This is a genomic window from Roseivirga thermotolerans (genome assembly GCF_014653175.1).
GTDB classification, from domain to species: Bacteria; Bacteroidota; Bacteroidia; order Cytophagales; family Cyclobacteriaceae; genus Roseivirga; species Roseivirga thermotolerans.
On sequence record NZ_BNAG01000001.1, the window covers coordinates 130,147 to 153,538 of the forward strand.

A 23,392-nucleotide genomic window follows, 5' to 3' on the forward strand; every position below is an offset into this window, starting at 1 on the left:
GATATTGCGCATGGCCTTACTTAGTCATCTGCAAAGTTCCTACCAAACACTCCACTTATTTACCAAGGAACAATTGCGTTTTCCACCCCATTATGCTTGCAGGGGTTCTTTATCATTCTAATGCAGGGGCTATTTGATACTTTGCCTGTTTCGATAGATTCGTTAGTTTAACCCTATGCTTGGCCCTCTTCCATTGTGCCGTGCATAGAGTAGTTGACAAAAAATGAAACAAAATAAGAAGCCGCTTTATAGAAAAGTCAATACGCGTGCGCGGGGTGTTCCCCATAAATTTGGTAACGATTTTAAACACACTAGAAGCAAGAAAAAGGAAACCACGGGGCAAGTTCGAGGATCCATGCGCGGCAAAACTCAAAGAGGACTAGATTATACACCACTCTTTCAATTTCTTATTTCTAAAGTTGGCAAAAACTGGGACGAAGTTCATCAAGAAGCCGTTTCCCGCTTGGATAAGCCCGACCCCATTTTCTGGGTGGTAGCCTTAAACCAAAAGGATAAGAAAGACTTTGTTAGGGTAGGCGAAAGCACCTACTTTTCAGGACTGTACGTAGACCACAGCAATACACTCCAGCTCACCAACCCTGGCTTAAAAGCCAAAAATATGATACCCTTCTGTGAATGCTGTACACACACTCTGAATGGAAAAGTGTTTGGCACAGAATAAAAAGCCTTACACTATTTTTTTGAGAGGCATGCAGTCCATCCCACCCCAATAATTCATCCATAGAAATCCTAAACAGCCACCACTAAACCCACTTACACAACCCTTATAACTCACTGATAACCATTTACATAAAACCAAAAAAGGCAATATAAACCCTCCGTTAGCTGACCTATGAACTATGCTAAAACTACTTCAATTGTTCTGGCCACGCTTATGGTTCTCTCAGCTTGCCAAAACAACCGATCTTCAAAACCTACCTATGTAATCGCGTACTCTTCGGCCGAATCCGGCAATGGAGAAATCTATCTGACCGATGCTGCCGGTCTGGCGAAAATTAAGCTCACCGATCATCCGGAAAATGATGGCTACCCGGCCTGGTCGCCCAGTGGTGAGCAAATTGCCCTATACGCCTACCACGACAACCGAACAACCTGGTCCATACACACCATAAACGCTGATGGCAGCAATAGAAAGCGGCTCACCCATGCCAAGGGCATGTGGGACAGCTCCCCTAGCTGGTCGGCAGACGGCAAACAAATAGCTTTTGCCAGAGAGTATCCTGATGAGGCCGGAAATTGGCAGGAAGAAATATGGATAATGAACTCCGATGGCAGCAACCAGCGTCAGATCATGTTGCTTGAGGGTGGCGGGCCTTATTTTACACCCGACAATAAGCTATTGTTTCACTCCAAAACTGGGCAAAGCGAAATTTGTATGGCCAATGCAGACGGAAGCGATTTAACTCAGCTAACCAGCAATAAAGCCGAAGACTGGCATCCGGAACTTTCGCCCGATGGCCAACAGATTGCCTTTATGTCGGACAGAGATGGAAATCACGAGATCTATATAATGAACATAGACGGCTCCGACCAAAGACGCATCACCCGAAACCCCGCCCGCGATTCCAGCCCCTCATGGTCGGCCGATGGTTCTAAACTTATATTTGCCAGAGAAGATGCCAGTGGCAATTATCACACCTATATGGTGAATAAAGATGGCACCATGGAAAGGAAGCTCATAGACAATGCAGGAACCCCGGTATGGCTCAAACTCAAGCGGTAAACCATTCGCTACATTAAGCTTAATCAGCCCCTCATTTTGGACTTACTCTAACCAGAAAAGTAATCACAAGGAAGAAGACCTGTTTTTATGGTTTCACCACATTTCAACAATCTCTTTTCGGTAACTTACTTGAATTATTTAAGGCAAGTAATATAGATTTAAAGCATATTGAGGAGATAAAAAAATACTAACTATGCTCTTGTTGCTCAACCTGAGAACAATTTCTTCTCGAGATAAAAAGACCTCATGTACACGTAAAAGATGGAGCGACACCATAAAAAACCATATCCTCAAAATCAACAATAACCCAAAAACCTTAGATGTAGAGGTATTTTTCAAACTTCTTGCAACTCTTGCCTAAGAACACGGGTTTATGAGCATAGTAAACCCACCCCAACCATGAGCGCTGTAGAGTTATTCGAAAAACAAAGAGCGGCCGGCTACAACCGGTTTGTTGAAACCTGGATCCCTAATTACAGATACTTTTTGAACCTCTTACCCAAATTATTGCTTCCGCTGAAGGAGCAAAAACTACTGGTGGTAGGTTGTGGCACCGGCAACGAAATTGAGCCTTTGGTTTCGGTTCATAAGAACTGGGATATTACGGGCATAGACCCTTCTCCGGAAATGATTGATCAGGCTCGCCAGAAGTTGCAGCCCTACTCCAACGTAAAGCTCATTGAGGGAGTAGTGCAAAACCTCAAAGACAGCGAACGGTATGGTGCCTCCACGCTGCTGCTGGTACTGCACTTTCTAAAAGATGATGGTAGCAAGCTGGAGCTGTTGCAGCAAATTGCTCAACGGTTGACCCCGGGAGCTCCTTTAATTCTTTTAGACATTACTGGCGACAGTCAACAAATAGAAGGAAACCTAAACGTTTTGCGTGCCATGATTCCTGAAGATGTGACTACGGAAGAAATTGAGCAGCGAATCAACCGAATTGCCAACGAACTCCACCATGTTTCCGAACCGCGGCTAAGTGAGTTACTGGTTCAGGCAGGGTTTACCTCTCCGCTACGATTCTTTCAGTCGGCTATTTACATGGGCTGGCTGACCACCAAAGCCGGATAAGCTTTCGATTATCCGGATCTTGATTTCGTATGGTGCAAACCGAAGTTATTTAAGCAATGGCCGGTGATTTTCGAGCAAAAATGTTCCGTTTTCCTCCTTGCCCACATCAATACCCCACCGCTCCATCATAGGCGCTTCGAGGGCCTTCTGACGATATTCATCCGGGGTCATTATGGGAATGCTATAAATAATGGGGTAATAACGCTTGCAAGTTGGGCATACCATTAGCCCCTCCAGTACTTCGCCCGTTTCATCTTCATTGTATATATCTATGTGCAAATCGCTTTTATCAATAGGACAGCACAGTTTTTTAAGCATTGATTTTTGCATGGTTGCTAATTCTTTTTTGTTGCTTTCAATTCATGGAGTAACGCTCTGTAGACACCAATTTGTCCGGCAGGATCTTCCGTATTCATAATACCGGAAATAATGGCCACACCATCGAAGGGCAGTTGAGCAAGTTTTTTGAGGTTATCGGGCCGAATGCCCCCGGACAGAAAAATAGGCAGGGAACTAATGGATCGCGCCTTTAGTACCGTTTCCGGCCTCACTATCTCACAGCTGTCTACAGAGGCTGAAGGGAATAAAGCGCAAAAGCTCACATAATCTGCCCCTTCACTTTGCGCCCACCGTATTCTTTCCACATTGTTGCCCACCGTAAATCCTACCAGACGCCCCTTTAAAGCCTCTTTTATAGCAGGCCAATCTTGTGGTATGGTATCAAAATGCACTCCGGCTGCATTGCACTGCAGCGCAAGTTCCCAGTCTTCATTCATTAAGACAGGCGTACCGTACGGCTCGGCCATGTCTACAACCTCTTTGGCCAATTGTATTTTGTCGCTATGCGTAAACTCCGGGGGCCAATGGTTCCATAGCTGCAACACATCGACACCCGCCCTGAGCGCTTCTTGAAGCTTACTGAACAGCAGGTTGCCTTGCATGGCCGGATCGGCCACTAGATAAACACCCTCCAACCGCTTCATTTCCACCCGGCTTTAAGGGCTTTGAAAAAAGCTCCCCAATAAGGGTCTTTACCCTCTATACTAAACTCAGACTGCCTTCCGTCAGCCTCTGTTATTCGATAAACTCCCTGTTGCGGAGTAAACTTTCCCACCACTGCAGACGGAATACCTTCCTGCTCGAGAGCTTTAATAAGTTGCGCTTCGCAGCCGGATTTAACCGCCAAGGCCATAGCTCCCGCTCCAATGGAAAGTCTCGGATCAATCTCAAACAACCGAGCCACTGCATCTACTTCAGGCTTTAGTGGCAAAGCCTCCCCCAACAGGTCTACACCACACTTGGATGCTCCGGCCATTTCGGCCATTGCCCCCAACACTCCCCCTTCCGTTACATCGTGCATGGCATGTAGCCCTTTGTGTATTCCCAGGGTTTGAGCGGCCAACCGCGCCTCTTTGAGCACCGAAAGATTCCAAAAATTTGATTCAGCCTGCTGCTGCACCTCCGTGCCGCAATGCCGGCTCACACTTTCCGGAAAGGCCATGGCCAAAATGGCCGTAGAGGAAAGTGCCATGCTTTTAGTGAGTATAATGCTATCGCCAGGCTGCGCACCATTGCTGCTAAGAATCTGGTCGCGGGGAGCTGTAAGAAACATAGTTCCTCCTCCTGCTATGGTTGAGTTTTGTCCTTCAATTTGCCCGGTATGCCCCCCTGTAATGGCCACCCCCATTTGCTCACAAAGCTCATGGATATGTCGCCAATAGTCCTGAAAGGCTGATAACCCCATGGCTGTAGGCAGGTTAAGGACAAACTGAGCGAACTGCGGAGCATGGCTGGTTGTACTCATATCGTTGGCCAGCAAGTGTACAGAAAGCCAGGCCGAGGCTTTTGCCCCCATGGAGGGTATCCACGATAGCGGATCGCTGGAGGTGGCCATAGCCAAACCATTACCCAAGTCTATTATTGCGGTATCTACACCAAACTGTGGCCCTTGAATAACTCGTTGGCTAGCCGCACCGGTATAAGGAAACAGTTCCGACTTGAAAACCTGTTCATCTACCTTTCCACTCTCATCTACGAATGCCGCCATCACACATCATTGAGTTGAACATGAAGACCAAAAAAGTCGCCATAAGGCTGGTGCCACTGCTGTACCGGAAACCACTTGGGCAGCCCGGTAGCCTGCCATTTTATGCTATAATCTCTGTCGAACAGTGCTTCATCAATGAGTTCTTTAAGACTGGAAGGCGTGTAGAAATGAGCTGTAACATAGTAGTTGTTTCTGCCAAAAACCTGCTGCACACGCCTCCTCACAAGCTTGGGCGTGTTGCGGTTCATCATACCAAATACGATTCCGTACTTCCCTACCCTAACGGCTTCGCGAATTACTTTCACGGGGTCCTTGTAATACTCAAATGTGGTAACGAAGGCCAGGGCATCGAAACTATGATCTTTGAAGGGCATATGGTGCGAGTCGGCCAACACCAGGTCGCCATCAAAGAGATGCACCCCTTGCCCCAGCATAAATGGTGAAATATCTCCCCCTGTGGCCTCTATACCTATTTCTTTCCACCACCGGGTAAAACGGGTGGTACCACAGCCAAACTCAAGAAGGGTTTTCACCCTTGAATCGCTTTTTATCAGGTTTTCCAGGGTTTTCTTTTGCCACACCTCTTGCCTTTTATAAGGGCCTTCGTAGTACATTTCGTAATGATCGGTGTCATCGCGATTGAAGAACCACTCCTTACGCCCCTGCCAGTTGCGCAACTCACCGGTGGCTACATCGAATTTTTGCTTTTTTTCAATATTACTCATTGATCAACAGTATTGTTGATCGGATGAATGCCTGAAAAACAGAAGGATAATGATAATGGACATCATTACAATTCCCTACGCTGGCATTATCCAGATCAGGTTAGCGGGTATAATCTCAGCCGTGCCTAATTTCCGACACAACACCCCGGTTGTAACATTAACTAATGCAAAGGTATACAGCGGTAGCAGTTTGCAAAACGCTGCTCCTCTTTTCCGGAAAATATTTTATGACAGCTACACCCGGAGAGCTACATTGTATATGGCCAAGCCTGATTATCTTTAGCTCATGACTTTTAGCCTGCAACCCTCTTTGGCCAATGAAAAAGTGCGTCTGGAACCATTACTTCCTTCCGACTTTGACGCTCTTTATGCAGTAGCCTCCGACCCGGAGCTTTGGAAACAACACCCTAACCAAAACCGATGGCAGAAGCCGGTGTTCGAAAACTTTTTTAAGGGAGCCATAGAAAGCAAAGGGGCTTTTATAATTATAGATAGCCAAACGGGTGATGTTATTGGAAGTACCAGACTATACGATTACAATGCGAAGCAGAACAGCATACTTATAGGCTATACCTTTTTTGCTAAAAACAGGTGGGGAAAGGGATATAACCATGCCACTAAAACCCTGATGCTGGACTACTTATTTGAACATATCAGCCGGGTCGATTTTCACATTGGTGCACAAAACTTTAGATCGCAATCTTCGATTGAAAAACTGGGGGCAAAAAAGATCGATGAACTTGAGGTAGCCTACTATGGTGAAGCGCCCAAACTGAACTTTGTGTACCGAATATTGCGCAACGACTGGCTCAAATGGAGAGAGAATTAACTCCTTAAAAATAGACTCCTGCTCAACGACCCCAGGCAGCTTACAAAACCCTCATTTGTAACTTAGCGCGATTAGTGTCGTAAATCTATTTAATTTTCTATATTTAATAGAAACATAGGTGCAACATGATTACTCAAGACAACTTGCAAAGCAGTACCCTGTTGGGGCCCGGAAAGTCTTCAGGACCAACCCGGGAGGTTCAGCTTAGCTTGTTCATGATTCTTGTAGTATTTGCCGTAGATCTTATCATTCCTCTTGGAGTAGCCGTGGGTATATTGTATGTCTGTTCAATGGCAGTCATATTAAGCCAAAAGCCTAAAACACTGCTTTATTTCTCTATACTCATCTCAATACTTATTTGGTTAATCCCGCTTATTACCTTCAACAACCAAACCACATGGATGGCCTTTGCAAACCGTGGCATTTCTACGCTGGCCATATGGGTTATGTACATTATTGGAATACGGCACTCTCGGTTAAATTTACAAGTACAAAAGCACAACCGGGAACTGGCCCACAAAAACAAAGAGCTGGAACAGTTTACCTATGTGGCCTCTCACGACCTGCAAGAACCACTGCGCACCGTTACTAACTTCACTAAAATTCTGGTTGAAGACTACGGCACCAAGCTAGACGATACCGGCAAAAAAAGCCTGAAATTCATTAGCGAGTCGGCTACCAGAATGCGACAACTGGTAAAGGACTTACTGGACTACAGCCGAATAGGTCAGGAAAGGCAGCTTACCATGGTAGACTGCCATAGTCTTCTGGTTCATATTCAGAAAGATCTTTCTTCGGTACTGGAATCTACCCACACCACCCTGGTTTTGGGTGAGCTGCCCGAGGTAAGAGGTTACCAAACAGAACTTCGGCTTCTATTTCAAAACCTCATTAGCAATGCTATTAAGTTCAGAAAAAAGGAGGTAGCCCCGCAAATTCAAATTACTGCAAAAGAAGACAACGGATGGGTCTTTGCCATACAAGACAATGGTATTGGTATATCTAAAAAACACCAGGAAAAGATCTTCACCATTTTTCAACGTATTCATTCCAGAGAAGCTTATGAAGGCACCGGCATTGGCCTGGCCCATTGCCGCAAGATAGCTGAGGTACACAAGGGCAGAATCTGGGTTGAATCTGAGCCTGACCAGGGCAGCACTTTCTATTTTTATTTACCAAAACTATGACCCATGAAGCCCATACTCAACTCTATTTTGCTCATCGATGACAGCGAATCTGACAACTTCTTTCATCAGCGCGTCATCAATCAAATAGGATGCACCAACCATATAGTAGCTGTTGAAAGTGGGCAGGCCGCTTTAGACTACCTCACCTCCAAAGTAGGCGGAGAGCATCCTCAGCCCGATCTTATCTTTCTGGACATTAACATGCCCGGCATGAACGGCTGGGAGTTTATTGAGGAGTATGACAAGCTGGACCCCAAGTACAAAGGCAATGTAATTGTAGTAATGCTCACCACCTCTCTAAACCCGGACGACAAACACAGGGCGGAGGATATTGAGAACATAAAAACCTTTATGAGCAAACCTCTAACCAAAGAAATGGTGAACAACCTGCTGCTAAAGCATTTTAAAGACCGGCTTTAGTAGACTTTCAGTTACCTTTACAAGGCCTAAAGCATTAATTTACGGCAGGAGCAACTGCCAAAGCCACTGTTGTATGCAAGACTCCTTATTCCGGCACATCAATAGATTTGTGGGTATTTCTCAAGAAGAGTTCGGCCAGATCTTGGGCTATTTCGATCCCATAACTACAGAAAAGAAAGAGAATTTAACCCACTCAGGCCACCTCTGCGATCACCTCTTTTTTGTAGCAAAAGGATGTGTGCATGCCTTTTTTACCGATCGCCAAGGAGTAGAAAAGACCATTATGTTTGCCATTGAAGATTGGTGGATTACTGATTTTCTGGCCTTTCACCACCAGAAGAATACAGATCTAAGCATTCAGGCTGTTGAACCCAGCGAATTATGGCATATCTCTTACGGCAACTACCAACAGCTCCTCCGGGCCCATCCTTTACTGGAAGTATATTTTCGCAACGTATACGAAATTGCCTACGGAGCCTCTGTAGTTCGCACCAAATATGTTTTCGACTATTCGAAGAAGGAAATATTTAATCACTTTAGAAGAGACTTTCCTGAGTTTGTCAATAGGGTGCCTCAGTATATGGTTGCCACTTACCTGGGCCTTACTCCGGAGTATTTAAGCAAAATAAGGGCGGAGAAGCTTTCTTAAACCAGTTCAAGTTTTTTGGTTCGCAGGGCCTATACATTTGCTCAAAACAAAAGCAAATGAAAAAGAGAATTCAGATTGAAGAAGTTGAGCCAAAGAGCTATGAAGGCATGTTTGCCCTGGAGAACTATATAAAAAACTGTGGAATTGCCGGCAAAATGGTTCACCTGATTAAAATGCGGGCATCGCAAATCAACGGCTGCGCATTTTGCATAGACATGCACAGCAAAGAGGCTCTTAAAGATGGTGAAACTGCCAGGAGGCTTTTTCTCTTAAATGCCTGGCAAGAAACCACACTTTTTACACCAGAAGAGCGCATTGTGTTGAAAATTACCGAAGAGGTAACCTTAATACATAAAGGAGGCCTAAGCACAGAAACCTATAATGAAGCTGTCGCCACTCTTGGCGAAAACTACCTGGCTCAGGTAATTATGACTGTTGTGGCCATTAATGGCTGGAACAGAATAGCCGTTAGCACTCACAAACCCATCAATTGAGCACTATGAAAAAGACCAGCCTACTCATACTAACTATCTTTTGTGGCCTAATCAGTTGCCAGGATCACAAAAACCGGCCCTCTAAATCTTTCAACAATGAGTTACCCACCATAGGGCTACTCATTTTTGAAGGAGTACTAATGACAGAGGTCACCGCTCCAATGGATGTTTTTTCCAAACCCGATCAAGATGGCACACCGCTGTTCAATGTCGTCACCATTGCCCAAACTCCCGAACCGATAACCACCGAAGAGGGACTAACCATAATACCCGACTATACTTTTGCCACTGCGCCCTCTCTCAACGTGCTCTTTGTGCCCAGCGCCTACGATATGTGGTCTATGGTGCGCAACCAAACACTTCTGGAGTTTATAAGGGCCAAAAATGAAGAAACCACCTATACGGTAAGCAATTGTGCGGGAGCTCAGCTCATAGGAGCATCTGGCATTGCCAATGGAAAGAAAATAGTAACCTGGATTGGCGGAGGAGAACAATTACAGAAAGACTACCCCAAACTGCTGGTTCAGAACGACAGTCTTGTAACCTATATTGAAGATGGAAAATTTTCATCTTCAAACGGCAATCTGGCCACTTACGTGTCGTCTTTAGAACTTCTGGAAAAAATGACAACACAAGAACACCGCCATTTTGTAGAGTCCTATTTATACCTAAACCGACTGAAAATGTGGGAGTAAGCAGAATTTGATATATTCGAATTCCATGGCCAAATTAGCAGCCAACATTTGGGTAGTGTGGCAGGGTCATCTACCTGAAAGACAGTGTATTTATTTTAAAGATTTTTTGATTCTTAGGTTTTAATATCAGAATCACTTCCCTATATTTGCAGTCCGAATTTTGAAAGCATAGAGAAATGGCTAAGAAAGGCAATAGAGTTCAGGTGATATTAGAGTGCACAGAGCACAAAGAAAGCGGCATGCCAGGAACATCTAGATACATCACCACCAAGAACAGAAAGAACACAACTGAAAGATTGGAGTTGAAGAAATACAATCCAATTTTGAAGAAACATACCGTTCACAAAGAAATTAAGTAATCATGGCTAAGAAAGTAGTTGCAACCCTAAAGAAAGAAGGTGGTGTAAAATACGCCAAAGTGATCAAAGCAGTAAAATCTCCTAAAACTGGTGCATATACCTTTAAAGAAGAGATGGTTACTGAAGATATGGTTAAATCTGTTTTAGCCGATAAATAAGAAATTGCATTTATCAATTATATTAAAGTCCCGTTAAGGGACTTTTTTGTTTACCATTCTTTTCGTCATTCTGAACCTGCCTTTGTCGGCAAACAAGCTAGTTTCAGAATCTTTGTATACGGGGGGATATATTCCGAAATAATTTCGGGAACGTACTTTAGCTATATAGGCTTATTTAAGATAACTTCATCAAACCTTACTGTTATGGCACTATTCGGTTTATTTTCTAAAGAGAAAAAAGAGAAGCTCGATCAGGGACTCGAAAAGACTAAAGAAAGCTTATTTAGTAAGCTCGGTCGTGCCGTAGCCGGAAAATCTAAGGTAGACGATGAAGTACTCGATGAGCTGGAAGAAATACTAATAACCAGCGATGTTGGTGTAGAAACTACCGTAAAGATTATTGAGCGCATTGAAGAACGAGTGGCACGAGACAAGTACATGAACACTACCGAGCTCGATCGCATTTTGCGCGAAGAAATTGCCGAACTGCTAGCCGAAAATAATACCCAGGATCTTGCCGACTTTAAACTACCCGAAGGCCACAAACCACATGTTATTTTGGTGGTAGGTGTGAATGGTGTGGGTAAAACAACCACCATTGGCAAACTAGCCGCTCAATTCAAGAGCAAAGGTAAATCTGTTGTACTGGGTGCTGCCGATACCTTTAGAGCCGCAGCTGTAGACCAGTTAAAGCTTTGGGGCGAAAGAGTGGGCGTACCAGTAGTTGCTCACGGCATGAATACTGATCCAAGTGCTGTAGCTTTCGATGCCGTAAAGCAAGGAGTTGAAACCGGTGCGGACCTTGTAATTGTAGATACTGCCGGTAGACTCCACACCAAAGTGAACCTGATGAATGAGCTGACGAAGATCAAACGCGTGATGCAGAAATTCATTCCTGAAGCTCCTCACGAGATTCTGTTGGTGCTCGATGGCTCTACTGGTCAAAATGCCTTTATTCAGGCCAAAGAATTTACCAAAGCCACTGAAGTTTCTGCTTTGGCCATTACCAAGCTCGATGGCACAGCCAAAGGTGGAGTAGTGATTGGCATCTCAGACCAATTCAAAATCCCTGTGAAGTACATTGGCGTTGGTGAGAAGGTAGAAGATCTACAGGTTTTCAACAAAGCTGAGTTTGTAGACTCTCTTTTTAAGAAATAGACAGATCGATTAGCCTTCAAGGATTAGCCTTTAGCGCTTTCAACACAGACTCAATATTGTATCTAAAAAGGGTCTCCTGCTGATAGGAACCTCCATATAGATATCCATTTTCCTCATCTACAGATAAATTCCAAAGTTTATCAGGGCAGGCCAGCTGAGCTTTTAAGTTTCCTTCCCAATCAAAAATGCGAATAGTGGTAGGGTGAAACTCAGCCCACTTTTCCACAGAAACATCATAATAGAGTGTAAATAAGAAGTCTTTCGTGGCAGCCGTTCCATAATAATAATCCCTGTACTGCCTAGGGACAGATTTCGAGGGTGTAATAATGTCTGAATAGTTGTAAAGAGCATACTTTTCAGGGTCTCGGTAAGACATAATAAATTGTCCATCTCTGTCGAAAATGTCTAACCGATCATAGTAATCCATTGCAACGGCAAAACGAGATTGGTCAGGCTTCATTGAAAGAGAAACACTGTTAAAGTTTGCCCATTTTTTCCATCGTTCCTCATCAAGTATATTATTGACTTTGGGATACTCACCATAGGCTTTAATTTCACCGTTCTTTAACATTACCAAGGGAGCCATATTGGTTCCGTCATAATAACCAGGTTGATGACCTACTAAACCCACTGAGTCAACAACGAAAAGTGCATTCATAAAGTCATATTCGGGTCTATGTGTCACTTTTCTTTCAATTATGGTCTTGCCTTGTTGAAGGCTCTTGGTAATATTGATAAGACTTATCCTAAACCTTGGTGGGTCATTTACCCAAATCAAATAATCTCCATCTCTCTCTAAATATTGACCCCAGTAACTAGCTCCATAGAATGTATCAGGCCCTTCCCTTCCCCGCTCACCTATCTCACCTAAAAACTCAAGATCAGATGAATTGTAAACAGTAAAAACCACCCTATCAGCCCTATTTTGATCTTGCTTAATGAGTAAATATGAGCCTACTATAAAGGGAGCCAAACCAATCTCTTTCTCAAGAAATTGTTCACTGACAAGACTGTCCACCATTATCTTCTCCTCTACAATGCTACTTGAAGAGTAGTTTGAACAACTAATGGTAATGGAAAAAGTAATAAGAAGTAATAAGCATGCCGTTGCTTTCATATTGAATGTGTTACTTCGGAATATATCAAATTCCTGAACGTTTGCGTACAATTTACTGCACTTTATCGGTCAAACCCTTTGTGTATTAAATCATAATTATTTGATTTTCAACACATTAAATTCATGGCACTTATCTTGTTCCATGAATAACGGATAGAAAACATTTGTACATTAACGAACAACCTATGAGTGCTATAGCTATACAAATTCCACAAATCTCTGGCGAGCAAGACATTGAAGTGGAAGTAAAAATCAACGGTCAAAAACGTTCTTACAATTATCGGGTAGAAGTATTTTACTGGGCCGATTGTGAAAACCCAAGTGACGACCGGGTAGATTGCATTCGTCAGATTCTCGCCAAATACGACTCTGAATGGGAGCTTTACCAAATCGGACTTCCAACAGACGAGTTAGTGCCTATTACTTTCAGAAAGAAGAGAGGGTAGTTTTAAGTTCAAAATTTCATACCTCAGTGACCGAACTTTGAAGGTGAAGCCCAAAGCTTAAAACTTATCAATTCTTCTTACCTTTGCCCTCCAAATTCATTGATATTCATGAAGGTTAAAGGGCTGAAGAAAGATAAAGTCAACATTGTTACGCTGGGTTGCTCCAAAAACCTGGTCGATTCTGAAGTAATGTTGACCCAGTTGAGGGGCAATGGTATTAAAACCACTCATGAGTCTAAAAAAGACGATGCCAATATCGTAATCATCAATACCTGTGGTTTTATAGACAATGCCAAGCAAGAGTCTATAGACACCATTTTGCGGTATGTAGATGCTAAAGAAGAAGGTCTGGTAGAAAAGGTGTATGTCACCGGATGCCTCTCTCATCGGTACAAAGACGACCTGGAGAAAGAAATTCCTCAGGTAGACGCTTTTTTCGGCACCATGGAATTGCCCGCTCTGCTAAAGAAGTTCAAGGCTGACTATAAGCACGAACTGCTTGGCGATAGAATTACCACCACCTCTAAGCACTATGCCTATCTGAAAATCGCTGAGGGCTGCGATAGGCCCTGCTCTTTTTGCGCTATACCTTTAATGCGTGGTGGGCACAAGTCCAGGCCGATAGAAGAACTCGTTACCGAAGCTAAAAACCTGGCCAAAAATGGCACCAAGGAGCTTTTGCTCATTGCCCAAGATTCTACTTATTACGGCCTTGATCTCTACAAAAAGAGAAATCTGGCAGAACTAATGCAGCGACTCTCTGATGTGGAGGGTATTGATTGGATAAGGCTTCATTATGCATTCCCGACAGGCTTCCCTATGGACGTGCTGGATGTGATGGCCGAACGCCCGAACATTTGCAATTACCTGGACATTCCTCTTCAGCATGGCTCTACCAAAATGCTCAAATTAATGCGCAGAGGCACTACCCGCGAAAAAACGGAAGCCTTGCTGGCCGAAATGCGATCCAGAGTACCAGACATTGCCATAAGAACCACCCTTATTGCAGGGCACCCGGGAGAAACCGAAGAAGACTTTGCCGACATGGTAGACTTTGTAGAAAAATCAAGGTTCGACCGGCTGGGCATATTCACTTATTCGCACGAAGAAAACACCCATGCCTTCTCAATGACCGATGATGTGCCTGACGAAGTGAAACAAGAAAGAGCCAATCACGTTATGCAGGTTCAGGAGCAAATTTCCTATGAAATAAACCAGGCTAAAATCGGGAAAACATTTAAAGTATTGATCGATAGAAAAGAAAGCGGAAGCTTTATTGGGAGAACCGAACATGACTCTCCCGAAGTTGACAATGAGGTTTATATAGACGCTAAAAAGCATTACCTGAGAGTTGGAGATTTTGCCCAGATTAAAATAACGGATGCCACTGAATTTGACCTTTATGGCGAACCGTTGCTGTAGTTATTGCACATTTTTAGAACTTGAAGCGTACTAAGACAGTTACCTTCAACATAAACCAATAGTATGAGCACTTTAACCGAGACTGACTGTCTGCTATCAACGATAGAATTTTCGAAGACCAACAGTTTTTCATCGTTTTTTTTAGACTACATCTCCAACAAAGAAGAGCTCAAACCTTTTCATAACGGCCTACCTTCTTTAGCCAATCTTAGACAGCAAATTGAAAAGAGGAACTTCCCTGTAGAACACCGCTCGGTGGTGTCTGCAGTACTCTTCGACCAATACGCTGATACTAAGACCTCTGAAATGACGCTAGCCAACATAAAGGCACTGGAAGACCAAAAAACCTTTACTATAACCACGGGCCATCAGCTCAATATTTTCACTGGGCCTCTGTACTTTATATACAAAATTGTTACCGTTATCAGTGCCTGTCAAAGGCTAAAGCAAACCTACCCTGAATACAACTTCGTACCGGTATACTGGATGGCCTCCGAAGACCATGACTTTGAGGAAATATCGCACTTCAGACTCAACGGTAAAAAACTGGAATGGAAGACCAATCAGCAGGGAGCCGTTGGCCGATTTCACCTCAAGGAAATGAACAGCATCTTTGAACAGGTAATTGGCATGCCTCAGTTTTTTGTTGAAGCCTATCAGAAAAAAAATCTTGCGGCAGCCGTAAGGCATTATGTCAATGCGCTGTTTGGAGACAAAGGGCTTGTGATTGTAGATGCCGATGACCGACAGCTCAAACACCTCTTTAAACCGGTAATAACTGCCGACCTTTTTGATCACAGCCCCCAAAAAGAAGCTCAACACACCACCGAACAACTAGAGAAAATCGGTTACTCTACCCAGGTATTCCCCAGGGAAATCAACTTGTTTTACCTAAAGGAGAATATCAGGGCACGGATAGTGAAGGCTAAAGGTGCCTATGAAGTGTTGGGCACAGGCATTCGGTTCACTGCTCATCAACTGGAAGACGAAGTAGAGAATCACCCGGAGCGTTTTAGCCCAAATGTGCTCCTCAGGCCTCTTTATCAGGAGTTTCTCCTCCCCAACCTGGCCTATGTAGGTGGCCCCAGTGAGCTTGTATATTGGCTTCAGCTAAAAGGTGTTTTCGATCGGTTCAACACTACCTTTCCGCTCTTAATGCCACGCAACTTCGCAGCCGTAATAGACAAAAACAGCTTGCGTAAGATTGAACAAGCTCAACTCAGCTGGGAAGACTTGTTCAAAGATGAACACAGCCTTGTCAATGAAAAGGTAAGGGAGCAGACTACTTTTCAGCTCGATCTTGCCGAGCAAAAGCAAAAACTCAATCAGCTGTTCGATGATGCCCACCGGCAGGCCATTGCTATTGACCCTACGTTAGATAAAATGGTAAAAGGTCAGCACAGGCGAGCCGAAAAGACCCTTGAAAAGGTTGAACAAAAAATACTCAAGGCCGAAAGAAGAAATCAGGAAGTTCTGGTAAACCGAATATATGCCATCAAAGAAACATTGTTTCCGGGCGGAAGCCCCCAGGAACGAAAAGACAACTTCCTGAACTTCTACATGACCGACCCGGGCTTTATTGAAAAGTGTTTTGATGCTTTTGATCCCTTCGATTATCGCTTCCACCTTATTAAAGCCAATGAATAAACAGGTTTTGCGCAGTATGTTTCTGGAAAAAAGGCTTACGCTAAGGCCTGCGGAATACGCTCTGCGTAATACCCTGATGATAGAAAACTGCAAGCAGTTTTTAACGGCCCATAGCGAGCTTAAGCATGTGCACATTTTCGGTTCAATGCCTACCAAATTAGAACCCGATACTGCTCCGCTGATCGACTGGCTGCTCTTGGAGCAGAAGCAGGTCTACAGCAGCAAAACTCATTGGAAGAAAAGAAGCCTGAGCCATCACCCCATAAATCATTCGGCTGACTTCCGGCCAGACTCAAGGGGAATTCCTGAACCTACGAGCAGCCAAGAAGCACAGGCTACTTTGTTCGATTTGGTTTTTGTACCATTGATAAGTTTCGATGAATCGGGCAATAGGATTGGCTATGGAGCCGGCTTGTACGATCGCTTCTTGGCCGAACTGAAGCCTGAATGTAAAAAGGTGGGATTGGCCATAACCCCACCTTTAAATACTATTCCTTATGCCGATACTCACGACATTCCCTTAAGTGCCTGTATTAATCACCTGGGCATCTATACCTTTTGAGCCCTAACGACTTCTTTTCAACAGCTTGACACTGGCCTTTCTATTGGCGTTTACAGCCTCGAAAATATAAACTCCATCTGCCGAAGACCGCAAATCGAGCCTGATTTGAGCTCCTCTCTGATACTGTTTCACTTCATTCATGGTCACGCTTCTGCCCTGAGCATCTATGACCTGATAGCTTACCGCTCCCGAAAAAGTTCGCGGTAATACCAGATGAAACACTCCATTGGAAGGGTTAGCGTCTACCACAATTGTGGTGGCATTTTGTATCAACTCATTGTCGATAGAAGCAATTACATTTTCAATGGTATAGGTTTCTTTTTGAGTGAAACTACCATCAAAATCATTGCCTGCCAGGTCTTGTACATCTTGAGAGGACACAAAATTGATATCAATTACGCCATCGGCCGCAATATTAGAAACCGTCACGGTAAATACCCTGGTACCGGTAACTGCCAGCAGTTCGCTTATCTCAGCCGAAGGAGCACTGGAAGACAACTCCAAATCGCTTATATCCATATTCTGCACATTTTCAGTAAAGGTTAGGGTAAACGAAACAGTGTTCTGGTTGGTAACTTCAGTGCCGGGATCATTGCGGGTGAGTGATGCACCGGGGGCTGTCACATCGGTAATAGTATACGTTTGTTCCGATTCTATAGTACCGGCAAAGGCGTTGCCCGAAGTATCTTCAATATCGTTTGAAGCGGCCACTCCCAAGCCCAAGGTTCCGGAACCTCCTATATCTCTCACCGCAACCCTGAATACCTGACCGGCTGTAACCACCGCCACGTTGTCTACTACACCCGAAGCTGTTCCGGTGGTCTCAAAATCATCTGCGCTAATATTAATGACTTCTTCATCGAAGGTAACTTCAAACTCTACTGATGTACCATCTGTGGCCTCTGTGGCCGGATTGAAACGGTTGATGGAAACTATTTTTGGAGCCTGGCCATCCAGGTTTAAAGAAACTACATTTGAAAGCCCGGTTCCTTCCACTCCCTGAATACCCAGGCGCAACTGATAATCGCCACCTTCGGCAACAGTTAGTTCTGCGGAGTTGGCTCCATCAATTTCCTGTCCGTTTCGAAGCCATTGATAGCTCATTGGAAAACTGGCATTATACGATATGTTGCCGCGTAAAGTAACCGCTCGACCATTTTCGCTAACGGAGTAATTGATGTTTGCCACCACTCCTTCCACATCGTAGTACCCATAAAAACAACCATTACCATGGGTGCTGACCATAATCATGCCTTCTACCGGACGAGCCACAATGTTTGCTACGACTACATTACCAATGCTTTGTGATGCTTGCTGTGTCCAAACCGTATTGTCACCGTCCAGTGCCTTTGTCATGTATAACCCTACAGAAGTTCCTACAAAGTAGTAGTTCCCCCCGGCACCATCGGGCATTATCTCTACAGCTCTCACAGATGGCCCGGCTCCCGAACCATCGGGATTTTCTTCCAAATTACCCGAAATAGAATGCCAGCTTTGTCCTCCGTTTTCGGTGTACCAAACACTCACCAAACCATAGTTGGAGTATGTAACAATTACCTTATCAGCATCTTGAGGATCCACAGCTATGCCCGAAATATTGGCAAAAGGCAGACCGTTTGATATTAACTGCGCCTCAGTTTGATCGGCCAGATCTTTTGTATTGGCCACTTTATATACCCCGCCTTGTCGAGTACCGAAGTAAAGTACTCCCTCGGGCTGAAAAGACACATCGAGAGCAGATACCTGCTGAGTGGCCAGGTTGGTATTAATTATAGTAGACCACTGCCCTTCTCCCGGATTGTTTCGCACATCGTTGGTGAAAAACACTCGGCCTCTTGCTGCCACAAATACCTGGTCTTGATGCACAGGATTTACATGGTATGGATTGACGAACAGATAATCACTGTCATTGTCGGTCGGTGAAATATTGCCTACAAAATTATATTCATTGCCTTGCAGCTCATATCGAATAAGGTTTCCTCGCTGAGATGACGCAAAAATGGAGTTATAGTTAATGGCCGTAAAGGCACCATCTCCTCCAAAAACTTCTACCCAATTCTCCTTGGCATTAGAGGTGAATTTTGCCCAGGTTCCATTGTCTTGCATTCCACCGGCCAACTGCGGATCGCCCAGATCAAACTGGTGAATATCGGCATGATAAAACTGCGTGGTAATGTAGCCATTGTTCAGGCTCTTCCAGGTAATGGGATTGTTGGCACTTACATTGGCCTTATTGTTCTCGGTTAGATGCAAACCTCCATCGGTAGCCGAAATCATACGGTTCGGGTTAGAAGGAAAGAATGCATAGGCATGATTATCGGGGTGATGATTGGGATACCGCGGAAAACTGTTCGGGTTATTGTCGTTGTTGTAGCCTCCCACCTGTTTGGTTTGAGCAGTGGTACCAAAGCCATTGGTAGACCTGATTAGGTTTACCCCACCAAGGAATATAACGTTCGGGTCACTGGGGTGTACGGCAGCGTATAGATCATATCCTCCCTGCGAGCCATGCCCGGCCCCTACATCTCCGGTACTCACATTGATGTTGGCTGAAAGATCGGTCCAGAAGTTTGCCGATTCATTATAGGCAAACAGCCTGTTGCCGCTCACAAAGTATACTTTGTTTTCATCGTTAGGGTCGATGGCAATCTCAAAGCGGTCGAAGCTACTTGGGAAATTGGAAGGTGGCTGGATTTTGGTCCAGCTCAAACCATCATCAGACTTATAAAATCCATCTTCACGATTGTTACCATTAAAGCTACTGTTAGCAATGGCCGCATATACTTTTCCGGAAGAGCTTACGGCTACATCAGAAAAGTTATTTCCGGTATTGTTAGCTCCAAGCACCACTTCAAACGTTTCGAAGCCATCGGTACTGCGAATAATTTCGCTGAGCCCGGCCGCATAAATTTCTGTGCCCGAAGAGGCCGACTTATCGATGGCTAGCTGATGGATGATACTAAAGCGGTCGGTGCTGGTTACCACATCACTCTCAGAGGTACCGGCTTTTGCCGTTGCCTGAATGAGCGACCAGGTTTCTCCGCCATCGGTAGATTTATAAATGCCATTTCCCAGATAAAACGCCCCGCTAGCCGAGGCCGAATTACCAGTGAATTCCCCGGTAGAGTAATACCACTCATTGGTTTTACCGGTTCGGGTGTCTTGTACTATACTGGTAATAGCTGGGTGCTGCTGCAAACCGCTCTTTCTGGCCCAGGTCTGCCCCTGATCAGTACTTTTCCATACCCCCCCGGCAATTCCACCGGCCACTATTATGTTTTCATCGGTAGCATCAATAACTACTGCGCGGGTTCGGCCTCCAATATTATATGGCCCCACATTGGTAAAGTTCTGGCTATTCTGGGCTTTGGCTTGTTTGCCAAAAGAAAACGGACTCACACTGCTGGGGCTCGCATTTACAGCTTGGCTGAGTTTGGTTTTAGCATATTCCAGCTCTCGTTCATAAATATTTTCCGGCAACCGCCCTGTCCTGGGGTCTACGAGTTGGCCCATTTCAAACTCAAGGCGTTCAATGGGGTTTTCACTTTCGTCTTCCTCCAACCGATCCATCAATTCGGTGGGAATGGCTCCCATGCTCAACGACCGGACAGAGTAGCTGTATTTCTGTTCAACAGGCCGATTTGTAAACACCGCAACGGCCAGCAAAAACAGTCCTGCACTGCCAACCAGTAATTTCTTCCAATTCCTCTTCATTCTATTCTATAATCATATTTAAGACCAAACTCCCCTCCGGTCGGTTAATGGGAGAAAGGACATCCAGGATCACTTCACTATTATTTTTAAATCGGGCATTGGTAGGGGCAATTAGCGTTACCTTTTCTCCAATGCGTGGCTCTATGCCCGCAAAAGTGCCCCCCTGATCTACCACCTGCAGAATCTCTACAGTATAGCTAAGCCTATCGCCCACTTTTTCAGGAGTGCCTAACACTTTGCCTTTTATTCGTAGGGCGTCTTTTCTCATGCTTTCGGTTTGTGCCTGAATTACCCCGTTTTCGTTGGTTGGAAACTGACTTTTAGTACATGAAAACGTAAGCAAGCCAATTATTACGTAAGGTAGAAATGATGATGCATAGCACCATTTTTTGAATATCATTGGTAGTAGTTTTATCTCGAAATATACACAATATTGAGAACGGACAAGAGAGAAAACCTACTCAATTTTAGCACTTAGATCTTTCTGGCGCGTACCATCTCCTTTTTACCGGGAGGCCCTTTTAAAGTCTCTACTTCCATGCCCAATCCGGCCAGATTTCGTTTAAACTGCCCTTGCGCACAATAAGTCACCAAAAAACCTCCATTGGCCATCTTATTATAGATACTTTCAAGTGGCTCAATACCCCAAAGTTCGGCTTGCTTGCTGGGAGCAAAAGCATCATAAAACACAAGGTTGAATTTCTCGTCTGTGGTAAAATCTTCCAACTTGCAGGGTTGTTTCAACAAACTAAAATTGGGAGCTAAAACATGGTTTTCAGACCACTCCACTTGATGAAGCCTAAGCAAGTCGGCTTGGGTAAGGCTTCCATTCAGTACTTCTGCATAATTTAAGCCACTGTAAATCTCTTCTGGCAGAGGGTAAGGCTCCAAACTGGTTACATGAAAATCATTCTGAGCGTGCTTTAGAGCATAGTCCCAAACCAGCATTACATTTAAACCCGTACCAAAACCAATTTCCAAAATATGGAAAGCCTTGAAGCCCGTAGCCAACATATGTTGAATACCTTCCTTAATGAACACATGAAGGGATTCGCTCAAAGCACCATGGGTTGAATGATAGGTTTCTTTGAGTTCGGGGTTATACAAAGAATGAGACCCATCTGAGGTAACTATGAGCTTAACCGAACCACTCATGATTTATAAATCAATACGGTAGCGTAGGCAGCCACCCCTTCTTCCTTCCCCACAAAACCCAGTTTTTCAGTAGTGGTAGCTTTTATGGAAACATCCTCTTCCTCCACCCCCATAACTTCGGCAAGGCAAGCCTTCATGGCCGGGATATGAGGATTAACCTTGGGTCTTTGAAGGCAAATTGTTGAATCGATGTTAGAAATCTTGTAACCCGCCCCTCGAATAAGCTCCATTACGCGCCTAAGCAGAACTTTACTATCAATACCCTTAAACTGTGGGTCAGTGTCTGCAAAATGATATCCAATATCGCGCATATTGGCAGCCCCAAGCAGGGCATCGCATATCACATGAATTAGCACATCGGCATCGGAATGCCCCACAGCGCCATGAGTATGTGGCACTTGAATTCCGCCTAACCAAAACGCTTTGCCTTCTTCTAACCGATGTACATCGTAACCGAACCCTACCCTAATTTTCATTACTTAATTGATTTGATTTGTACCTTAAAACAGAGGCATTCTCTCGCACAAGCAAATGCTCAGCCTGCCTTTGTATATCTTCCGGCCTAACTTTTCGAATCATCTCCCTTTCCTGATTCACCAGATTGGCATCTCCCAACATTTCTGCATAAGCAAGGTTCATGGCTCTATTGAGTAGTTCCAGTTCTGAGAAGACTAAAGTTGACTCTGCTTTGTTTTTAACCTTTTCAACCTCTGCTTTTCCGAGCTCATGTTGTTTAAAATCTTCAATGAGGTTCCAAATAGCCTCTTCACCCTCTTCAATGGAGTGCCCCCCATTGAGCTTACCTTCAATGACCAACAATCCTGGATCTACCGATCCGGAAACATGGGCCGATATACTGTTGAATATTCTCTTTTTCTGAAGTAGCTGCTGATATAACCTGGACGATTTACCCCTACCCAACACATCGCTCAAAAGGTCTGTGGCATGATACTGAGGATCGGTTCTGCCGGGCATATGGAAGGTCATATAAAGCGCATCAACCGGAACATTTTCTTCTACTTCGAGCTGCCTGTACTCTGACTGAACAGGCTCGGGAGGAATATTGCGTTTCACCTCAGCTCCTGCAGGTATTGGCCCAAACCATTTTTCGGCCAAACGCTGAACCTCTACCAACGAAATATCTCCGGCCACAACTAAAACAGCATTGTTGGGTAGATAGTAAGTGTAAAAGAACTCTTTCACATCGGCCATGGTGGCCTGCTCTATGTGGGCAATCTCTTTGCCTATGGTAGCCCAACGGTAAGGATGTTTCTTATAAGCCAACGGACGCAATTTGAGCCAGGCATCTCCATAGGGCTGATTAAGATATCGCTGTTTGAATTCTTCTATAACTACCGACCTTTGCACCTCCAGCACCTTCGGATCGAATGACAAGCTGAGCATACGGTCTGACTCCAGCCAGAAGGCTGTTTCCAGATTAACAGCCGGCAGAGTGATATAATAGTTGGTAATGTCGTTGCTTGTAAAGGCATTATTGTCGCCACCTACACGCTGTAAGGGTTCATCAAACTGAGGCACATGACGAGACCCCCCGAACATTAAATGCTCAAATAAATGTGCAAAACCAGTTTTTTCAGGGTGCTCGTCTCTGGCTCCAACCTTATAAAGTAAATTGAATGCAGCCATAGGTGTGCTATGATCTTCATGAACGATCACCTTCAGCCCGTTGTCCAGAGTAAAACTTTCGAATGGAATCATGTCAGACAGCGAAATTAAAAATAATGCCCCTTAATTTTCGCAATCGGCCCTTTACTTTATTTTTGTTCGCTATA

At 44.5% G+C, this 23,392-nt stretch carries 26 protein-coding genes and 1 riboswitch; of the genes, 16 read left to right on the forward strand and 10 right to left on the reverse strand.

Going from position 1 to position 23,392, the window contains the following annotated elements; genetic code table 11:
* Positions 1-223: 223 nt before the first annotated feature.
* The 3 genes from IE164_RS00530 to IE164_RS00540 all read left to right on the forward strand — a co-directional run bounded on the left by IE164_RS00530 (position 224) and on the right by IE164_RS00540 (position 2,815).
* Positions 224-682, forward strand: a complete 459-nt coding sequence (locus IE164_RS00530) for a hypothetical protein (protein ID WP_189628232.1) — start codon at positions 224-226, stop codon at positions 680-682.
* Positions 683-853: 171 nt separating this feature from the next.
* Positions 854-1,744: a TolB family protein gene (locus IE164_RS00535; RefSeq protein WP_189628233.1), complete on the forward strand. Its 891-nt coding sequence runs from the start codon at positions 854-856 to the stop codon at positions 1,742-1,744.
* A 399-nt stretch (positions 1,745-2,143) separates the two neighbouring features.
* A complete protein-coding gene (locus tag IE164_RS00540; protein WP_189628234.1) occupies positions 2,144-2,815 on the forward strand; it encodes a class I SAM-dependent methyltransferase in 672 nt (223 codons plus the stop codon).
* A gap of 45 nt (positions 2,816-2,860) precedes the next feature.
* Here IE164_RS00540 and IE164_RS00545 read toward each other — a convergent pair whose 3' ends face one another.
* The 4 genes from IE164_RS00545 to IE164_RS00560 are packed head-to-tail and all read right to left on the reverse strand — an operon-like array spanning position 2,861 to position 5,587.
* A complete protein-coding gene (locus IE164_RS00545; RefSeq protein ID WP_229838471.1) occupies positions 2,861-3,133 on the reverse strand; it encodes a Trm112 family protein in 273 nt (90 codons plus the stop codon).
* Positions 3,134-3,150: 17 nt separating this feature from the next.
* Positions 3,151-3,798 carry a thiamine phosphate synthase gene (locus IE164_RS00550; protein ID WP_189628236.1) on the reverse strand — a complete coding sequence of 216 codons (648 nt, stop codon included), beginning with the start codon at positions 3,796-3,798 and terminating at the stop codon, positions 3,151-3,153.
* Positions 3,795-4,862 carry an AIR synthase-related protein gene (locus tag IE164_RS00555; RefSeq protein WP_189628237.1) on the reverse strand — a complete coding sequence of 356 codons (1,068 nt, stop codon included), beginning with the start codon at positions 4,860-4,862 and terminating at the stop codon, positions 3,795-3,797. The genes IE164_RS00550 and IE164_RS00555 overlap by 4 nt, the downstream gene beginning before the upstream one ends.
* Positions 4,862-5,587, reverse strand: coding sequence for a class I SAM-dependent methyltransferase (locus tag IE164_RS00560; RefSeq protein ID WP_189628238.1), 726 nt, complete (start codon positions 5,585-5,587; stop codon positions 4,862-4,864). The genes IE164_RS00555 and IE164_RS00560 overlap by 1 nt, the downstream gene beginning before the upstream one ends.
* Positions 5,588-5,642: 55 nt before the next feature.
* Positions 5,643-5,745: riboswitch (TPP riboswitch) on the reverse strand.
* Positions 5,746-5,873: 128 nt separating this feature from the next.
* Here IE164_RS00560 and IE164_RS00565 point away from each other — a divergent pair.
* From IE164_RS00565 to ftsY, 9 genes are all read left to right on the forward strand, one after another.
* Positions 5,874-6,416 (forward strand): GNAT family N-acetyltransferase, encoded by a 543-nt coding sequence (locus IE164_RS00565; RefSeq protein ID WP_189628239.1) that lies wholly within the window; start codon positions 5,874-5,876, stop codon positions 6,414-6,416.
* Between the two features lie 125 nt (positions 6,417-6,541).
* Entirely contained in the window at positions 6,542-7,603 is a 1,062-nt protein-coding gene (locus IE164_RS00570; protein WP_189628240.1) for a sensor histidine kinase, read from the forward strand.
* Between the two features lie 3 nt (positions 7,604-7,606).
* Positions 7,607-8,023 (forward strand): response regulator, encoded by a 417-nt coding sequence (locus IE164_RS00575; protein WP_189628241.1) that lies wholly within the window; start codon positions 7,607-7,609, stop codon positions 8,021-8,023.
* Positions 8,024-8,096: 73 nt separating this feature from the next.
* Complete coding sequence (locus IE164_RS00580) at positions 8,097-8,672, forward strand: Crp/Fnr family transcriptional regulator (protein ID WP_189628242.1); 576 nt, start codon at positions 8,097-8,099, stop codon at positions 8,670-8,672.
* Positions 8,673-8,728: 56 nt separating this feature from the next.
* The gene (locus IE164_RS00585; RefSeq protein ID WP_189628243.1) at positions 8,729-9,166 is read left to right on the forward strand and encodes a carboxymuconolactone decarboxylase family protein; all 438 of its coding nucleotides are present in this window, start codon (positions 8,729-8,731) and stop codon (positions 9,164-9,166) included.
* A 5-nt stretch (positions 9,167-9,171) separates the two neighbouring features.
* On the forward strand, positions 9,172-9,861 hold the full coding sequence (locus tag IE164_RS00590; protein WP_189628244.1) for a DJ-1/PfpI family protein: 690 nt from the start codon (positions 9,172-9,174) through the stop codon (positions 9,859-9,861).
* 176 nt (positions 9,862-10,037) lie between these two features.
* Positions 10,038-10,220, forward strand: coding sequence for a 50S ribosomal protein L33 (rpmG, locus tag IE164_RS00595; protein ID WP_189628245.1), 183 nt, complete (start codon positions 10,038-10,040; stop codon positions 10,218-10,220).
* A gap of 2 nt (positions 10,221-10,222) precedes the next feature.
* The gene (locus IE164_RS00600; RefSeq protein ID WP_084375596.1) at positions 10,223-10,378 is read left to right on the forward strand and encodes a DUF4295 domain-containing protein; all 156 of its coding nucleotides are present in this window, start codon (positions 10,223-10,225) and stop codon (positions 10,376-10,378) included.
* Positions 10,379-10,582: 204 nt separating this feature from the next.
* A complete protein-coding gene (ftsY, locus tag IE164_RS00605) occupies positions 10,583-11,536 on the forward strand; it encodes a signal recognition particle-docking protein FtsY (protein ID WP_189628246.1) in 954 nt (317 codons plus the stop codon).
* Positions 11,537-11,552: 16 nt separating this feature from the next.
* On the opposite strand, the gene IE164_RS00610 is transcribed toward ftsY, so the two are convergent.
* The gene (locus IE164_RS00610; protein WP_189628247.1) at positions 11,553-12,653 is read right to left on the reverse strand and encodes a hypothetical protein; all 1,101 of its coding nucleotides are present in this window, start codon (positions 12,651-12,653) and stop codon (positions 11,553-11,555) included.
* 185 nt (positions 12,654-12,838) lie between these two features.
* Here IE164_RS00610 and IE164_RS00615 point away from each other — a divergent pair, with 185 nt between their 5' ends.
* The 4 genes from IE164_RS00615 to IE164_RS00630 all read left to right on the forward strand — a co-directional run bounded on the left by IE164_RS00615 (position 12,839) and on the right by IE164_RS00630 (position 16,730).
* Complete coding sequence (locus tag IE164_RS00615) at positions 12,839-13,099, forward strand: hypothetical protein (protein WP_189628248.1); 261 nt, start codon at positions 12,839-12,841, stop codon at positions 13,097-13,099.
* 108 nt (positions 13,100-13,207) lie between these two features.
* Positions 13,208-14,521, forward strand: coding sequence for a 30S ribosomal protein S12 methylthiotransferase RimO (gene rimO, locus IE164_RS00620; protein ID WP_189628249.1), 1,314 nt, complete (start codon positions 13,208-13,210; stop codon positions 14,519-14,521).
* Positions 14,522-14,584: 63 nt separating this feature from the next.
* The gene (bshC, locus tag IE164_RS00625) at positions 14,585-16,168 is read left to right on the forward strand and encodes a bacillithiol biosynthesis cysteine-adding enzyme BshC (protein ID WP_189628250.1); all 1,584 of its coding nucleotides are present in this window, start codon (positions 14,585-14,587) and stop codon (positions 16,166-16,168) included.
* Complete coding sequence (locus IE164_RS00630) at positions 16,161-16,730, forward strand: 5-formyltetrahydrofolate cyclo-ligase (RefSeq protein WP_189628251.1); 570 nt, start codon at positions 16,161-16,163, stop codon at positions 16,728-16,730. Before bshC ends, IE164_RS00630 begins: the two co-directional genes overlap by 8 nt.
* Before the next feature lie 3 nt (positions 16,731-16,733).
* Here the strand turns inward: IE164_RS00630 and IE164_RS00635 are convergent, their stop codons facing one another.
* The 5 genes from IE164_RS00635 to IE164_RS00655 all read right to left on the reverse strand — a co-directional run bounded on the left by IE164_RS00635 (position 16,734) and on the right by IE164_RS00655 (position 23,318).
* Complete coding sequence (locus IE164_RS00635; RefSeq protein WP_189628252.1) at positions 16,734-20,444, reverse strand: T9SS type A sorting domain-containing protein; 3,711 nt, start codon at positions 20,442-20,444, stop codon at positions 16,734-16,736.
* 1 nt (position 20,445) lies between these two features.
* Positions 20,446-20,844: a hypothetical protein gene (locus tag IE164_RS00640; protein WP_189628253.1), complete on the reverse strand. Its 399-nt coding sequence runs from the start codon at positions 20,842-20,844 to the stop codon at positions 20,446-20,448.
* Between the two features lie 74 nt (positions 20,845-20,918).
* Positions 20,919-21,599 carry a tRNA (5-methylaminomethyl-2-thiouridine)(34)-methyltransferase MnmC2 gene (mnmC2, locus tag IE164_RS00645; RefSeq protein WP_189628254.1) on the reverse strand — a complete coding sequence of 227 codons (681 nt, stop codon included), beginning with the start codon at positions 21,597-21,599 and terminating at the stop codon, positions 20,919-20,921.
* Positions 21,596-22,075: a 2-C-methyl-D-erythritol 2,4-cyclodiphosphate synthase gene (ispF, locus tag IE164_RS00650; protein WP_189628255.1), complete on the reverse strand. Its 480-nt coding sequence runs from the start codon at positions 22,073-22,075 to the stop codon at positions 21,596-21,598. Before ispF ends, mnmC2 begins: the two co-directional genes overlap by 4 nt.
* A complete protein-coding gene (locus IE164_RS00655) occupies positions 22,065-23,318 on the reverse strand; it encodes a M16 family metallopeptidase (RefSeq protein ID WP_189628256.1) in 1,254 nt (417 codons plus the stop codon). The genes ispF and IE164_RS00655 overlap by 11 nt, the downstream gene beginning before the upstream one ends.
* Positions 23,319-23,392: the final 74 nt, after the last annotated feature.

What these genes read in the sequence shown, in the direction of transcription:
- IE164_RS00530 (WP_189628232.1), top strand. Translation starts at nt 224, where the DNA reads ATGAAACAAAATAAGAAGCCGCTTTATAGAAAAGTCAATACGCGTGCG.
- IE164_RS00535 (WP_189628233.1), top strand. Translation starts at nt 854, where the DNA reads ATGAACTATGCTAAAACTACTTCAATTGTTCTGGCCACGCTTATGGTT.
- IE164_RS00540 (WP_189628234.1), top strand. Translation starts at nt 2,144, where the DNA reads ATGAGCGCTGTAGAGTTATTCGAAAAACAAAGAGCGGCCGGCTACAAC.
- IE164_RS00545 (WP_229838471.1), bottom strand. Translation starts at nt 3,133, where the DNA reads ATGCTTAAAAAACTGTGCTGTCCTATTGATAAAAGCGATTTGCACATA.
- IE164_RS00550 (WP_189628236.1), bottom strand. Translation starts at nt 3,798, where the DNA reads ATGAAGCGGTTGGAGGGTGTTTATCTAGTGGCCGATCCGGCCATGCAA.
- IE164_RS00555 (WP_189628237.1), bottom strand. Translation starts at nt 4,862, where the DNA reads ATGGCGGCATTCGTAGATGAGAGTGGAAAGGTAGATGAACAGGTTTTC.
- IE164_RS00560 (WP_189628238.1), bottom strand. Translation starts at nt 5,587, where the DNA reads ATGAGTAATATTGAAAAAAAGCAAAAATTCGATGTAGCCACCGGTGAG.
- IE164_RS00565 (WP_189628239.1), top strand. Translation starts at nt 5,874, where the DNA reads ATGACTTTTAGCCTGCAACCCTCTTTGGCCAATGAAAAAGTGCGTCTG.
- IE164_RS00570 (WP_189628240.1), top strand. Translation starts at nt 6,542, where the DNA reads ATGATTACTCAAGACAACTTGCAAAGCAGTACCCTGTTGGGGCCCGGA.
- IE164_RS00575 (WP_189628241.1), top strand. Translation starts at nt 7,607, where the DNA reads ATGAAGCCCATACTCAACTCTATTTTGCTCATCGATGACAGCGAATCT.
- IE164_RS00580 (WP_189628242.1), top strand. Translation starts at nt 8,097, where the DNA reads ATGCAAGACTCCTTATTCCGGCACATCAATAGATTTGTGGGTATTTCT.
- IE164_RS00585 (WP_189628243.1), top strand. Translation starts at nt 8,729, where the DNA reads ATGAAAAAGAGAATTCAGATTGAAGAAGTTGAGCCAAAGAGCTATGAA.
- IE164_RS00590 (WP_189628244.1), top strand. Translation starts at nt 9,172, where the DNA reads ATGAAAAAGACCAGCCTACTCATACTAACTATCTTTTGTGGCCTAATC.
- rpmG (WP_189628245.1), top strand. Translation starts at nt 10,038, where the DNA reads ATGGCTAAGAAAGGCAATAGAGTTCAGGTGATATTAGAGTGCACAGAG.
- IE164_RS00600 (WP_084375596.1), top strand. Translation starts at nt 10,223, where the DNA reads ATGGCTAAGAAAGTAGTTGCAACCCTAAAGAAAGAAGGTGGTGTAAAA.
- ftsY (WP_189628246.1), top strand. Translation starts at nt 10,583, where the DNA reads ATGGCACTATTCGGTTTATTTTCTAAAGAGAAAAAAGAGAAGCTCGAT.
- IE164_RS00610 (WP_189628247.1), bottom strand. Translation starts at nt 12,653, where the DNA reads ATGAAAGCAACGGCATGCTTATTACTTCTTATTACTTTTTCCATTACC.
- IE164_RS00615 (WP_189628248.1), top strand. Translation starts at nt 12,839, where the DNA reads ATGAGTGCTATAGCTATACAAATTCCACAAATCTCTGGCGAGCAAGAC.
- rimO (WP_189628249.1), top strand. Translation starts at nt 13,208, where the DNA reads ATGAAGGTTAAAGGGCTGAAGAAAGATAAAGTCAACATTGTTACGCTG.
- bshC (WP_189628250.1), top strand. Translation starts at nt 14,585, where the DNA reads ATGAGCACTTTAACCGAGACTGACTGTCTGCTATCAACGATAGAATTT.
- IE164_RS00630 (WP_189628251.1), top strand. Translation starts at nt 16,161, where the DNA reads ATGAATAAACAGGTTTTGCGCAGTATGTTTCTGGAAAAAAGGCTTACG.
- IE164_RS00635 (WP_189628252.1), bottom strand. Translation starts at nt 20,444, where the DNA reads ATGAAGAGGAATTGGAAGAAATTACTGGTTGGCAGTGCAGGACTGTTT.
- IE164_RS00640 (WP_189628253.1), bottom strand. Translation starts at nt 20,844, where the DNA reads ATGATATTCAAAAAATGGTGCTATGCATCATCATTTCTACCTTACGTA.
- mnmC2 (WP_189628254.1), bottom strand. Translation starts at nt 21,599, where the DNA reads ATGAGTGGTTCGGTTAAGCTCATAGTTACCTCAGATGGGTCTCATTCT.
- ispF (WP_189628255.1), bottom strand. Translation starts at nt 22,075, where the DNA reads ATGAAAATTAGGGTAGGGTTCGGTTACGATGTACATCGGTTAGAAGAA.
- IE164_RS00655 (WP_189628256.1), bottom strand. Translation starts at nt 23,318, where the DNA reads ATGATTCCATTCGAAAGTTTTACTCTGGACAACGGGCTGAAGGTGATC.